The following is a 12,330-nucleotide window of genomic DNA, read 5'->3' on the forward strand; positions in this document are numbered from 1 at the left end:
TTTACTCCTTCGCCTCGTTGCGGCCCAGGTGGAAGGCGGTGACGGCTGCGGCGAGCAGCAGCATCGAGGCCAGTTCGACCACCAGCAGGTACGGGCCGAACAGGCTGATGCCCACTTCTTTCGGGCCCACGGTGGTGCCGCTGATGCCGGCACCGCTCGGGGTGACGAACAGCACGTACAGCAGCTCAAGCAGCAGCAGGGTGCCGAGTATCACCGGCCCTGCCCATATGCCGGGCTTGAGCCAGCCGCGTTCCTGGGCGACCGAGGCCGGCCCCAGGTTGAGCATCATCACCACGAAGACGAACAGCACCATGATGGCGCCGGCGTAGGCGATCACTTCCAGGGCGCCGGCGAACGGCGCACCCAGGGCGAAGAAGATCATTGCCACGGAAATCAGCGAAATGATCAGGTAGAGCAGGGCGTGCACGGGGTTGGTGCCAGTGACCACCCGAAGGGTGGAGACCACGGCGATCCCGGATGCGAAGTAGAAAGCGAATTCCATCTTTCTGTCCTTATGGGAGCAAGCTCTTCACGTTGATCGGCTCGGCTTCGTTCTGTGCAGAGCCTTTCGGCTTGCCAGCGATCGCCATACCCGCAACACGGTAGAAGTTGTAGTCAGGGTTCTTGCCGGGGCCGGAGATCAGCAGATCTTCTTTCTCGTACACCAGGTCCTGACGCTTGAACTCGGCCATTTCGAAATCCGGAGTCAGCTGGATTGCGGTGGTCGGGCACGCCTCCTCGCACAGGCCGCAGAAAATGCAGCGCGAGAAGTTGATGCGGAAGAACTCCGGGTACCAGCGGCCGTCCTCGGTCTCGGCCTTCTGCAGCGAGATGCAGCCGACCGGGCAGGCCACCGCGCAGAGGTTGCACGCTACGCAGCGCTCCTCGCCGTCGGGGTCGCGAGTGAGGACGATACGGCCGCGGTAGCGCGGCGGCAGGTACACGGGTTCTTCGGGGTACTGCAGGGTGTCGCGCTTGCGGAACCCGTGGGAGAACACCATTGCCAGGCTGCGCAGCTGAGTGCCGGTGCCCTTAACGATGTCGCCGATATATTTGAACATGGGTCAAATCCTCACTGGGCCGCGACGGCTGGCGTGTTGTAAAGCACGATCGCAGCGGTCACCAGCAAATTGATCAGGGTCAGCGGCAGGCAGAACTTCCAGCTGAAGTCCATCACCTGGTCATAGCGTGGGCGCGGGATCGAAGCGCGCAGCAAGATGAACAGCATGATGAAGAACGCGGTTTTCAGCGCGAACCACAGGAACGGCACTTGCGGCAGGATGCCGAACGGGCCGTGCCAGCCACCGAAGAACAGGGTCACCAGCAGCGCCGAGATGAGGATGATGCCGATGTACTCACCGACGAAGAACATGCCCCATTTCATGCCGGCATACTCGATGTGGTAGCCGTCGGCCAGTTCCTGTTCCGCTTCTGGCTGGTCGAAGGGGTGACGGTGAGTCACGGCAACGCCGGCGATGAAGAAGGTGCAGAAGCCGAAGAACTGCGGAATGATGAACCACAGGTTCTGGGCCTGGTATTCAACGATGTCACGCATGTTGAACGAGCCCACCTGTACCACCACGCCCATCAGCGCCAGGCCCAGGAACACTTCGTACGACACGGTCTGTGCCGAGGCGCGCAAGCTGCCCAGCAGGGCATACTTGTTGTTCGACGACCAGCCGGCAAACAGCACGGCGTAGACCGACAGGCCGGCCATGGCGAAGAAGAACAGCAGGCCGATGTTCAGGTCGGCAACGCCCCAGCCCGGCGTGATCGGGATGATCGAGAAGCCGATCAGCAGCGCGCTCATGGCCACGACCGGCGCCAGGGTGAAAATCATCTTGTCGACGAAGGGCGGGTTCCAGTCTTCCTTGAAGAACATCTTCAGCATGTCGGCGGCGATCTGGAACATGCCGAACGGGCCGACACGGTTAGGACCGTAGCGGTCCTGCCACCAGCCCAGCAGGCGACGCTCGACGAAGCTGAGCAGGGCGCCGCAGACCACTACGGCCAGCAGCACCACGATAGCCTTGACGACCTGGATGATCACATCGATCACTTCGGGGGTGAACCAGCTCATTGTGCTGCCTCCTGCAGACCTTCGACGGATGCACCGAAGATGGCCGGCGGGATGCCGGCCAGGCCTTTGGGCAGCGCGACCAGGCCAGCGCCCAGTTCTTCATTGATGCGCAGCGGCAGGCGCAGGGCCACACCGGCCACGTTCAGGCTCAGCAGCGCGCCTTCGTTGACGCCCAGGCGGTCGGCCTCGGACTTGGCCAGTGCCACGTAGGCGGCAGGGATGCGCTCTTGAACCGGTGCAGCGCGCGAAGAGCTTTCTTCGCTGCCGAACAGATGGAAGAACGGTACTGCGGTCCAGGTGCCACGGGCCGGGTTGAAGGCGCCCGGAATGGTGTTGAACCAGGTCAGGCGATCGCCTTGCGATTCGATCAGGCGCACGCCCGGGTCACCGGCACGCAGGTGGCCACCGACCTCGTCCTGGAACTTGTTCCAGGCTTGCGGCGAGTTCCAGCCCGGCGACCAGGCGAACGGCACCTGCTGGCGCGGTTCGGCGGAGCCCGAGTAGCCTTCCATGGAGAAGGCGAACGCGGTGTCCTTGTCCTGCGGGGTGCGTGGCTCGTGCACGCTGATGTTGGCGCGCATCGCGGTACGGCCGGAGTAGCGCAGCGGCTCACGGGCCAGCTTCATGCCCTTGATGCGGAACGCCGCAGAAGGCGCCGCGTTGACGATGCCGGCCAGTTGCGGGGCGGCTTCGGCGCAGGCGCTGGTGACGTGGTCCAGCTGGGTCCAGTCGACCGGCTTGTTCAGCAGGGTGGCACGCAGGGCGTGCATCCAGCGCCAGCCTTCGTGAACCAGGATGCTGCTGTCCAGGTACTGCGGGTCGAACACCTGGAAGAAGCGCTGGGCACGGCCTTCCTGACTGACCAGGGTACCGTCGCCTTCGGCGAACGAGGCCGCTGGCAGCACCAGGTGGGCACGTTCCAGGGTGGCAGTGTTGGAATGGTCGGCGACGATTACGACCTTCGCAGCTGCCAGGGCGGCATCGACCTTGGCGGCCGGTATGCGGGTGTACAGGTCGTTTTCCAGCACCACGATGGCGTCGGCCTTGCCGCTGATGACCGCATCCAGCGCGGCATCGGCGGACTCGCCACCGAGCATGGCCAGGCCAAGGCTGTTGGCCTCAGGTACGACCAGGCTCAGCGAGCCGTTTTTCTCGCGCAGCTTCAGGGCCTTGGCGATGTTTGCGGCAGCTTCGATCAGTGCAGGGTCGGCCAGCGAGGTACCGGCCACCACCAGCGGGCGCTTGGCGGCGACCAGGGCGTCGGCGATGCGCTTGGCCAGGGCCAGGGCTTCGTCGTCCAGACCTGCAACGGCCGGGGCGCTCGGGTCGATGGCGTGGGCCACGGCGAAGCCGATGCGCGCAAGGTCGGCGGGGGCGGCGTGCACGCATTCTTCGGCGACGTCGTCCAGCTTGGTTTCAGCCAGGCTGGCGATGAACAGCGGGTACAGCGCGTGCTGGCCGATGTTCTTCACTGCAGCGTCGAGCCAGGGCTGGACTTTCATGGCCTCGGCCATGGCTTCTGCCTTGCCTTTGGTGGCCTGGCGCACGGCCAGGGCAACGCGGGCGGCGGTCTGGGTCAGGTCTTCGCCGAGCACGAACACTGCGTCGTGGTCTTCGATGTCGCGCAGGGTCGGCACTGGCAGCGGGCTGTTGTTCAGCACGTCCAGGGCCAGACGTACGCGGGCCAGCTCACCGGCTTCCATACCCGAGTAGAAGTAGTCGGCACCGACCAGCTCGCGCAGGCCGTAGTTGCTTTCCAGGCTGGCGCGGGGCGAGCCGATACCTACGATGGTACGGCCGCGCAGCAGGTCGGCGGCCTTGTCCAGGGCGGCGTCCAGGCCCAGTTTGGTGCCATCGGCCAGGCGTGGCTGGCGTGGGCGGTCGGTGCGGTTGACGTAGCCGTAACCGAAGCGGCCACGGTCGCACAGGAAGTACTGGTTGACCGAACCGTTGAAACGGTTTTCGATCCGGCGCAGCTCGCCGTAGCGCTCGCCCGGGCTGATGTTGCAGCCGCTGGAGCAGCCGTGGCAGATGCTCGGGGCAAACTGCATGTCCCACTTACGGTTGTAGCGCTCGGAGTGGGTCTTGTCGGTGAACACGCCGGTCGGGCAGACCTCGGTCAGGTTGCCGGAGAATTCGCTTTCCAGCACGCCGTCTTCAACGCGGCCGAAGTACACGTTGTCGTGGGCGCCATAGACACCCAGGTCGGTGCCGCCTGCGTAGTCCTTGTAGTAGCGCACGCAGCGGTAGCAGGCGATGCAGCGGTTCATCTCGTGAGCGATGAACGGGCCGAGGTCCTGGTTCTGGTGGGTACGCTTGGTGAAACGGTAGCGGCGCTCGTTGTGGCCGGTCATTACCGTCATGTCCTGCAGGTGGCAGTGGCCGCCTTCCTCGCACACCGGGCAGTCGTGCGGGTGGTTGGTCATCAGCCATTCGACGACGCTGGCGCGAAACGCCTTGGATTCGTCATCGTCGATGGAAATCCAGGTGCCGTCGGAGGCAGGGGTCATGCAGGACATGACGATACGACCACGGGTGTCGTTCTCGTCGGTGTACTGCTTGACCGCACACTGCCGACAGGCGCCAACGCTTCCAAGCGCCGGGTGCCAGCAGAAATAGGGGATGTCGAGGCCGAGCGACAGACACGCCTGTAACAGGTTGTCTGCACCGTTGACTTCGAGCGCTTTGCCGTCTACGTGGATAGTGGCCATTGTTCAAAGTTCTTCGTTGGCCCGCGTGAGCGGGCGTGGCTAATGGAAATCTGTAAGCCTGCGGCCTGCCGCGAATCGTTCGGGCCGGCCTGCAGGCTGGCGGGTGGCACGGACCACCCGCGTTCTATCTTTTTATGCGCCGACTACAATCGGCTTTGCCAGGTTCGGGCGCAGGGTGCCAGCGCTTTCAGGCGCCACACCGGCCTCGAACTCCGAGCGGAAGTATTTGATGGCACTGCCCAGCGGCTCGACGGCACCGGGTGCGTGAGCGCAGAAGGTACGGCCTGGGCCGAGGAAGTTGACCAGACCCAGCAGGGTCTCGATGTCTTCGGCACGGCCCTGGCCGTTTTCCAGGGAGCGCAGCATCTTCACGCTCCACGGCAGGCCGTCCCGGCAGGGGGTGCACCAGCCGCACGATTCGCGGGCGAAGAACTCTTCCATGTTGCGCAGCAGCGAAACCATGTTGACGCTGTCGTCGACCGCCATGGCAAGGCCCGTACCCATGCGGGTGCCGACCTTGGCGATGCCGCCGGCGTACATCTGCGCGTCGAGGTGCTCGGGCAGCAGGAAACCGGTACCGGCGCCGCCTGGCTGCCAGCACTTGAGCTTGAAGCCGTCGCGCATGCCGCCGGCGTAGTCTTCGAACAGCTCACGGGCGGTCACGCCGAATGGCAGCTCCCACAGCCCCGGGTTCTTCACCTTGCCTGAGAAGCCCATCAGCTTGGTGCCGTGGTCCTCGCTGCCTTCGCGGGCCAGCGACTTGTACCAGTCGTTGCCGTTGGCGACGATGGCCGGCACGTTGCACAGGGTCTCGACGTTGTTCACGCACGTCGGCTTGCCCCACACACCCACGGCGGCAGGGAAGGGCGGCTTGGAGCGCGGGTTGGCGCGGCGGCCTTCCAGCGAGTTGATCAGTGCGGTTTCTTCACCGCAGATGTAGCGCCCGGCACCGGTGTGCACGAACAGCTCGAAGTCGAAGCCCGAGCCGAGGATGTTCTTGCCCAGCAGGCCGGCAGCCTTGGCTTCATCGATGGCGCGGTTGAGGTTCTTCGCCGCAGTGGTGTACTCGCCACGCAGGAAGATGTAGCCGCGGTAGGCCTTCAGGGCGCGGGCGCTGATCAGCATGCCCTCGACCAGCAGATGGGGCTGTTGCTCCATCAGCATGCGGTCTTTCCAGGTGTTGGGCTCCATTTCGTCCGCGTTGCACAGCAGGTAGCGGATGTTCATGGATTCGTCTTTGGGCATCAGGCCCCACTTCACGCCAGTGGGGAAGCCCGCGCCGCCACGGCCCTTGAGGCCGGAGTCCTTGACGCTCTGCACGATGTCGTCGGCGGACATTTCTGCCAGTGCCTTGCGGGCGGCAGCGTAGCCGTTCTTGGCCTGGTACTCGTCGAGCCATACCGGCTCGCCGTCGTCACGCAGGCGCCAGGTCAGCGGGTGAGTTTCGGCCGAACGCGCGATGCGGTTGGCCGGGCCGAAGGAAGTGATGGTCATACGTAACCCTCCAGCAGCTTGGAAACGCCAGCAGGCTGCACGTCGCCAAAGGTATCGTCATCGATCATCAGCGCCGGGGCCTTGTCGCAGTTGCCCAGGCAGCACACCGGCAGCAGGGTGAAGCGACCGTCCGCGGTGGTCTGGCCCAGGCCGATGCCCAGTTCGCTCTGGATCTGGCTGACCACCGACTCGTGGCCGCCGATGTAGCAGACCATGCTGTCGCACACACGAATGATGTGGCGGCCGACAGGCTGGCGGAAAATCTGGCTGTAGAAGGTGGCCACGCCCTCGACGTCGCTGGCAGGGATGCCGAGCACTTCGCCGATGGCGTAGATGGCGCCGTCCGGCACCCAGCCGCGTTCCTTCTGGACGATCTTCAGGGCTTCGATGGACGCCGCGCGCGGGTCCTCGTAGTGGTGCATCTCGTGCTCGATGGCCGAGCGCTCGGTTTCGCTCAGGGCGAAACGGTCTGTCTGGATAAGCGTGCTGTTCATGCTTAGCGGTCCACGTCAGCCATAACGAAGTCGATACTGCCCAGGTACGCGATGAGGTCCGCGACCATGCTGCCTTTGATCACCGAAGGGATCTGCTGCAGGTGCGGGTAGCTCGGGGTGCGGATCCGGGTGCGGTAGCTCATGGTGCCGCCATCGCTCGTCAGGTAGTAACTGTTGATGCCCTTGGTCGCTTCGATCATCTGGAACGACTCGTTGGCCGGCATGACCGGGCCCCACGAGACTTGCAGGAAGTGCGTGATCAAGGTTTCGATGTGCTGCAGGGTGCGCTCTTTCGGCGGCGGCGTGGTCAGCGGGTGATCCGCCTTGTACGGGCCTTCCGGCATGTTGCGCAGGCACTGGTCGATGATGCGGATACTCTGGCGCATCTCCTCGACACGGACCATGCAGCGATCGTAGGCATCGCCGTTGTGGGCCAGCGGCACTTCGAACTCGAAGTTCTCGTAGCCGGAGTACGGGCGCGCTTTGCGCAGGTCGAAGTCGCAGCCGGTGGCGCGCAGGCCGGCACCGGTGGTGCCCCATTCCAGCGCTTCTTTGGTGTTGTACGCGGCAACGCCAATGGTACGGCCCTTGAGGATGCTGTTCTGCAGGGCAGCCTTGGTGTATTCGTCCAGGCGCTTGGGCAGCCAGTCGACGAAGTCCTTGACCAGCTTGTCCCAGCCACGCGGCAGGTCGTGAGCGACGCCGCCGATGCGGTACCAGGCCGGGTGCAGGCGGAAACCGGTGATCGCTTCGATCACGGTGTAGGCGCGCTGGCGGTCGGTGAAGGTGAAGAACACCGGAGTCATGGCGCCGACGTCCTGGATGTAGGTACCCAGGAACAGCAGGTGGCTGGTAATGCGGAAGAACTCGGCGAGCATGATGCGAATCACGTCGACCTTCTGCGGCACCTGAATACCTGCCAGCTTTTCTACCGCCATTACGTACGGCAGGTTGTTCATCACCCCGCCCAGGTAGTCGATACGGTCGGTGTAGGGGATGAAGCTGTGCCAGGACTGGCGCTCGGCCATCTTCTCGGCACCACGGTGGTGGTAGCCGATGTCCGGTACGCAGTCGACGATCTCTTCGCCGTCCAGCTGCAGGACGATACGGAACGCACCGTGGGCAGACGGGTGGTTGGGGCCCAGGTTGAGGAACATGTAGTCCTCGTTGGCGCCCTGACGCTTCATGCCCCAGGCTTCCGGGTTGAAGCGTGCCGATTCCTCTTCAAGCTGCTGCTTGGCCAGGGTCAGGCTGTAGGGGTCGAACTCGGTGGCGCGGGCCGGGTAGTCCTTGCGCAGCGGGTGGCCTTCCCAGGTCGGCGGCATCATGATGCGGCTCAGGTGTGGGTGGCCGGCAAAGTCGATGCCGAACATGTCCCAGACTTCGCGCTCGTACCAGTTGGCGTTTGGCCAGATGCCGGTCACGGTCGGCAGGTTCAGGTCGCCTTCGCTGAGCGACACCTTGATCATCACGTCGCTGTTACGCTCGACCGACATCAGGTGGTAGAACACACTGAAATCGGCGGCAGGCAGGCCGCGACGCTGTGTGCGCAGGCGTTCGTCGACACCGTGCAGGTCGTACAGCATGCTGTATGGCTTGGTGACGCCGCGCAGGAAGCTGAGCACCTCTTTGAGCTGGGCGCGCTTGACCCACAGCACGGGCATGCCGGTGCGGGTTTCCTGGGCGACGAATGCTTCGGCGCCAAAACGGTTGTGCAGTTCGACGACCACATCCTGGTCGTCAGCCTTGTAAGGCGGAATGAAAATAGCGTTGTCCGCTGTCATGGTCTCGGTCGCTTTGGGTCAACGTTAAGAATGAAGCCAGGCCGCCGGCTCCTTCGGGAGCGGGCGGCAGGTCGCTGGATCAGACTTCGTCGGGGCTGCGCAGGTTGGTTACGGCAATGCGCTGCTCACGACGCAGGTCTTTCTGGGCTGGCATCTCGGCACGGTAAATACCTTGATCACCAACGACCCAGGAAAGCGGGCGTCGTTCTTGGCCGATCGACTCCTGCAGCAGCATCAAGCCTTGCAGGAAAGCTTCAGGGCGTGGCGGGCAGCCAGGCACATAGACGTCCACAGGGAGGAACTTGTCGACCCCCTGAACGACCGAGTAGATGTCGTACATGCCGCCGGAGTTGGCGCACGAGCCCATGGAGATGACCCATTTGGGTTCGAGCATCTGCTCATACAGGCGCTGGATGATCGGCGCCATCTTGATGAAGCAGGTACCGGCGATGACCATGAAGTCGGCCTGACGCGGCGAGGCCCGGATGACTTCGGCGCCGAAGCGGGCGATGTCGTGGGGCGCCGTGAAGGCCGTGGTCATTTCCACGTAACAGCAGGACAGGCCGAAGTTGTACGGCCAGAGGGAGTTCTTGCGCCCCCAGTTGACCGCGCCACGCAGCACATCTTCGAGTTTCCCCATGTAGATGTTCTTGTGGACCTGGTCCTCTAGCAGCTGGTCGGTAACGGTTTCCCGTTCGCCGACCGGGTACTGCTCGTTGGGCGCATCCGGATCGATTCTGGTGAGATTGTATTGCATTGCCAAAGCCTCATTGTTTCAGCTTCGCTTGCCGCTTGCGGCGACCTTCGGGAGCCCAATCAAGTGCCCCGACGCGCCAAAGGTAGACAAGACCTGCCAACAGAATTGCTATGAAAACGAGCGCTTCGACGAATCCGGTCCAGCCGCTTTCGCGGACGGACACAGACCATGCAAAGAGAAAGAGGGCTTCGATATCGAAGATCACGAACAGCATCGCGACCAGATAGAATTTGGCGGAAAGGCGCAGGCGGGCGCTGCCGACGGGCAGCATGCCGGATTCGAAGGGTTCGTTCTTGGCGCGGCCCCAGGCCTTGCTACCGAGCAGGCTGGACAGGCCGAGCATGAAGGCGCACAGGCCGACGACACCCAGGAGGAAGATGGCAAAGCCCCAGTTGTGGGCGATGAGTCCTGCCGAATCGGACATGCTAGAGATCCTTATACAGAGACCCAGCTCTGCAGTCTGAAATAAGTAGAGCGGCGACGTGGTGTCGCAGGTGCAGTGACCAAATGTCGCAGCTGAATCAATCGCGCTGATTTTATGGGTAAACCCGGTGCAAGTAAAATTTCTGTCGCAAATTTATTCGTAGGATTAAGAACAAAATCCGCTCGTAACTGGCTGAAAGCCTTGAAATTCGGGCATTGCGTGCGTTTTTGCCAATTATGTTTCTTGCAAAGAGTAACGAAGTGCAGCTTTAGTAATGATAATTAATAGCATTTGTTCTGGTGCTTTTGATTGACTGTTCCGTGGCTTGTAAAGCTCGTCTGGCAATTTCCCTCTGCTTGCAAATGCGAAAGACTCGTGTTCTAGCAGCTTGCGGTGCGGCTTGTGCCGCTCTGGGTCAATACTTTATCGATTTAGCGATGACCGGCTGATGAGCGGGTGGGGCAGGCGGCTCGACAGTACCAGGAGGCAGGCGCCGGGTGCAGGCAGCCTGCCACACGCCAGGGCGCGTCAGCGCATGGCACTGATGGCCAGGCGTACTGCTGCGCTGTCGCAAGCGTAGACCTTATTTTGCGGTTTGTGCTGATGCCTTTGGCGCTTGAGGGCGCCGTTGGAGGCATAGCGAATGGAATGCGGCGCCCGCCCACATCGTCAAGGGCGTGAAAACCTCAAAAAAGGCCTCCCGGCGTCAGGGTAGGCCAAGGGTGGGTTTACGGGAAAATGATCTTGCTGTAGGCAAACTCATTATCACCCCGTTTGATGCCTGCCTCGGAGGTTGTCACCTCAACGCGGTCATCGTCGTGAACAACGATGATCTGGTGCGCATCCAGGACCTCTACACCTTCGGGCTTGTTGCTGAACACCAGCGCACTGCCGTCTTCGCGTGTCAGAAGTTTGGGCGTGCCCGGCTTCCCCGCTGTGAACGGTACGGCCCATAGAAAACCACCTATTTCAGTGGATTTTTTGCCCGCAGCATCAACGGATTGCTGCTCGAAGCTGGTCACCGCGTAGAGTCTGTCTTTGTTGAACCGGTCATACTCGATACCTGATAGCCCGAGTGTCTTGCCTTGCGCCTGGAGGTTGAAGTTCTGGATGGTTTTGAACGCCTCCACAAGCTCCATGGTTCCATTATTGAACTTCACATGCGCTGAAATAAGTAGAAAGCCGAAATACGAGTCAGCACTGCTGTTTCCCTGTTTGCGAATGCCGATGATCAGTTGGCCATCTGCCGCTTTTTCGTGCGCCGGTTCGCTCGGCGCCATGGTAATGCCTTCGATTTGAAAGTAAGGCGCACCAATGGCTTCGCTGATCTGTTTGCGCAGTCTAATTGAGCTTGTTACCCCGCCTCGTGATGAGGGCGACAAGGGTTTTGCAGCTTCAGGATCGTCCACGGGCCAGTACAAGAGGGTGCTGAGTGTGTCAGCACGTGGATCTTGTTGGGTACCGGCTTTGTTGAAGGCGGTGCTGGCGATGATGTATCGGCCATCCAGCGTCTTCGTCAGCGCCTCGTATTTATCGGCTTCTTTTAACGCATCCCCAGGCAGCACCGCAGGCTCACCACTGATTTTGCCCTGCTCAAGGTCAAGCGTGAACAGGGCCGGCCCCCCCGTGGCAGGCAAGCGTTTGTCGTTGGCCAAGAGCAGTTTTCCATTGCTCTCAACCACTGCCGATACTTCACAGTTGACGGAGGTTTCAGGGGTAAAACACGCTGCAGTGTGATGTTCGACGGTTGCAATGCGTCCTGGCAGTTCAGCTGCCGGTGCGTGGGGCGCTGCGCCGGCGAGGCCGGCAACCAGCATGATAATTGCTCGCTTTTCCATGGGCACTGTCCTTGTGGGAGTGGGAACGTTGCGCAGAAAAGCGTAATGGGAGGGAGAGAAGCCGGAAACTGGCATTTTTGGCAGTAGCCGTTCGACATGATCCACACGCGGACGACCTGATGTCATTGCCAGCAGGCGCATCGACCCTCTGCCCCCAAGGCGGTCAGAGCCCCAGTTCGCTGAGCCCCGGATGGTCGTCCGGGCGACGTCCCAAGGGCCAGCGGAACTTGCGGTCCGCTTCGGCGATAGGCTGCTCGTTGATGCTCGAGTGGCGATTGTGCATCAGGCCATCGGCGGCGAATTCCCAGTTTTCGTTGCCATAGGCACGGAACCACTGACCGCTGTCGTCGTGGTATTCGTAGGCATAGCGCACCGCAATGCGGTTGTCGGTGAATGCCCACAACTCCTTGATCAGTCGGTACTCCAGTTCATGGTTCCACTTGCGGGCCAGAAAGGCTTGGACCTCGGCACGGCCCCGCGGGAACTCGACACGGTTACGCCATACGGTATCGGGGGTGTATGCCAGCGATACCTTGGCCGCGTCACGGCTGTTCCAGCCATCCTCGGCCAGGCGGACTTTTTCGATGGCGCTTTCGCGGGTAAAGGGAGGCAATGGAGGGCGGGACATGGGGGGGCTCCTTGGCGGTGGTTGGCGTAGAGGAGAGTACTGCTGTAGCGGCATTGGGGGGAATGGCTGCAACGGGCACTTCATAATTGCGCCCGTTGCAAGAGTGCAGCGCTTGCGCCA

The 12,330-nt window shown here is 62.2% G+C and carries 11 protein-coding genes; all 11 read right to left on the reverse strand.

Features of this window, described 5'->3' with window-relative positions; translation table 11 throughout:
• Nucleotide 1: 1 nt before the first annotated feature.
• Entirely contained in the window at nucleotides 2–502 is a 501-nt protein-coding gene (nuoJ, locus tag NGJ21_RS13905) for an NADH-quinone oxidoreductase subunit J (protein WP_012313764.1), read from the reverse strand.
• 10 nt (nucleotides 503–512) lie between these two features.
• Nucleotides 513–1,061 carry an NADH-quinone oxidoreductase subunit NuoI gene (gene nuoI / locus NGJ21_RS13910; RefSeq protein ID WP_003251442.1) on the reverse strand — a complete coding sequence of 183 codons (549 nt, stop codon included), beginning with the start codon at nucleotides 1,059–1,061 and terminating at the stop codon, nucleotides 513–515.
• A gap of 11 nt (nucleotides 1,062–1,072) precedes the next feature.
• Nucleotides 1,073–2,080 (reverse strand): NADH-quinone oxidoreductase subunit NuoH, encoded by a 1,008-nt coding sequence (gene nuoH, locus NGJ21_RS13915; RefSeq protein ID WP_012273297.1) that lies wholly within the window; start codon nucleotides 2,078–2,080, stop codon nucleotides 1,073–1,075.
• Nucleotides 2,077–4,791: an NADH-quinone oxidoreductase subunit NuoG gene (gene nuoG, locus NGJ21_RS13920; protein WP_251962217.1), complete on the reverse strand. Its 2,715-nt coding sequence runs from the start codon at nucleotides 4,789–4,791 to the stop codon at nucleotides 2,077–2,079. The genes nuoH and nuoG overlap by 4 nt, the downstream gene beginning before the upstream one ends.
• Nucleotides 4,792–4,923: 132 nt before the next feature.
• On the reverse strand, nucleotides 4,924–6,285 hold the full coding sequence (gene nuoF / locus NGJ21_RS13925; protein WP_039602696.1) for an NADH-quinone oxidoreductase subunit NuoF: 1,362 nt from the start codon (nucleotides 6,283–6,285) through the stop codon (nucleotides 4,924–4,926).
• Nucleotides 6,282–6,779 (reverse strand): NADH-quinone oxidoreductase subunit NuoE, encoded by a 498-nt coding sequence (gene nuoE, locus NGJ21_RS13930; RefSeq protein ID WP_012313767.1) that lies wholly within the window; start codon nucleotides 6,777–6,779, stop codon nucleotides 6,282–6,284. The genes nuoF and nuoE overlap by 4 nt, the downstream gene beginning before the upstream one ends.
• Nucleotides 6,780–6,781: 2 nt before the next feature.
• Nucleotides 6,782–8,563 (reverse strand): NADH-quinone oxidoreductase subunit C/D, encoded by a 1,782-nt coding sequence (gene nuoC / locus NGJ21_RS13935; protein ID WP_115275302.1) that lies wholly within the window; start codon nucleotides 8,561–8,563, stop codon nucleotides 6,782–6,784.
• Nucleotides 8,564–8,642: 79 nt separating this feature from the next.
• Complete coding sequence (locus tag NGJ21_RS13940) at nucleotides 8,643–9,320, reverse strand: NuoB/complex I 20 kDa subunit family protein (RefSeq protein WP_012313769.1); 678 nt, start codon at nucleotides 9,318–9,320, stop codon at nucleotides 8,643–8,645.
• Nucleotides 9,321–9,330: 10 nt separating this feature from the next.
• On the reverse strand, nucleotides 9,331–9,744 hold the full coding sequence (locus NGJ21_RS13945) for an NADH-quinone oxidoreductase subunit A (RefSeq protein ID WP_003251427.1): 414 nt from the start codon (nucleotides 9,742–9,744) through the stop codon (nucleotides 9,331–9,333).
• A 728-nt stretch (nucleotides 9,745–10,472) separates the two neighbouring features.
• Nucleotides 10,473–11,582, reverse strand: a complete 1,110-nt coding sequence (locus NGJ21_RS13950; RefSeq protein WP_196997822.1) for a hypothetical protein — start codon at nucleotides 11,580–11,582, stop codon at nucleotides 10,473–10,475.
• Between the two features lie 163 nt (nucleotides 11,583–11,745).
• Nucleotides 11,746–12,210: a nuclear transport factor 2 family protein gene (locus NGJ21_RS13955; protein ID WP_046787243.1), complete on the reverse strand. Its 465-nt coding sequence runs from the start codon at nucleotides 12,208–12,210 to the stop codon at nucleotides 11,746–11,748.
• Between the last annotated feature and the right edge of the window lie 120 nt (nucleotides 12,211–12,330).

It is taken from the genome of Pseudomonas sp. Marseille-Q5299 (genome assembly GCF_943737035.1).
GTDB lineage: Bacteria > Pseudomonadota > Gammaproteobacteria > Pseudomonadales > Pseudomonadaceae > Aquipseudomonas > Aquipseudomonas putida_E.

What these genes read in the sequence shown, in the direction of transcription:
- nuoJ (WP_012313764.1), bottom strand. Translation starts at nt 502, where the DNA reads ATGGAATTCGCTTTCTACTTCGCATCCGGGATCGCCGTGGTCTCCACC.
- nuoI (WP_003251442.1), bottom strand. Translation starts at nt 1,061, where the DNA reads ATGTTCAAATATATCGGCGACATCGTTAAGGGCACCGGCACTCAGCTG.
- nuoH (WP_012273297.1), bottom strand. Translation starts at nt 2,080, where the DNA reads ATGAGCTGGTTCACCCCCGAAGTGATCGATGTGATCATCCAGGTCGTC.
- nuoG (WP_251962217.1), bottom strand. Translation starts at nt 4,791, where the DNA reads ATGGCCACTATCCACGTAGACGGCAAAGCGCTCGAAGTCAACGGTGCA.
- nuoF (WP_039602696.1), bottom strand. Translation starts at nt 6,285, where the DNA reads ATGACCATCACTTCCTTCGGCCCGGCCAACCGCATCGCGCGTTCGGCC.
- nuoE (WP_012313767.1), bottom strand. Translation starts at nt 6,779, where the DNA reads ATGAACAGCACGCTTATCCAGACAGACCGTTTCGCCCTGAGCGAAACC.
- nuoC (WP_115275302.1), bottom strand. Translation starts at nt 8,563, where the DNA reads ATGACAGCGGACAACGCTATTTTCATTCCGCCTTACAAGGCTGACGAC.
- NGJ21_RS13940 (WP_012313769.1), bottom strand. Translation starts at nt 9,320, where the DNA reads ATGCAATACAATCTCACCAGAATCGATCCGGATGCGCCCAACGAGCAG.
- NGJ21_RS13945 (WP_003251427.1), bottom strand. Translation starts at nt 9,744, where the DNA reads ATGTCCGATTCGGCAGGACTCATCGCCCACAACTGGGGCTTTGCCATC.
- NGJ21_RS13950 (WP_196997822.1), bottom strand. Translation starts at nt 11,582, where the DNA reads ATGGAAAAGCGAGCAATTATCATGCTGGTTGCCGGCCTCGCCGGCGCA.
- NGJ21_RS13955 (WP_046787243.1), bottom strand. Translation starts at nt 12,210, where the DNA reads ATGTCCCGCCCTCCATTGCCTCCCTTTACCCGCGAAAGCGCCATCGAA.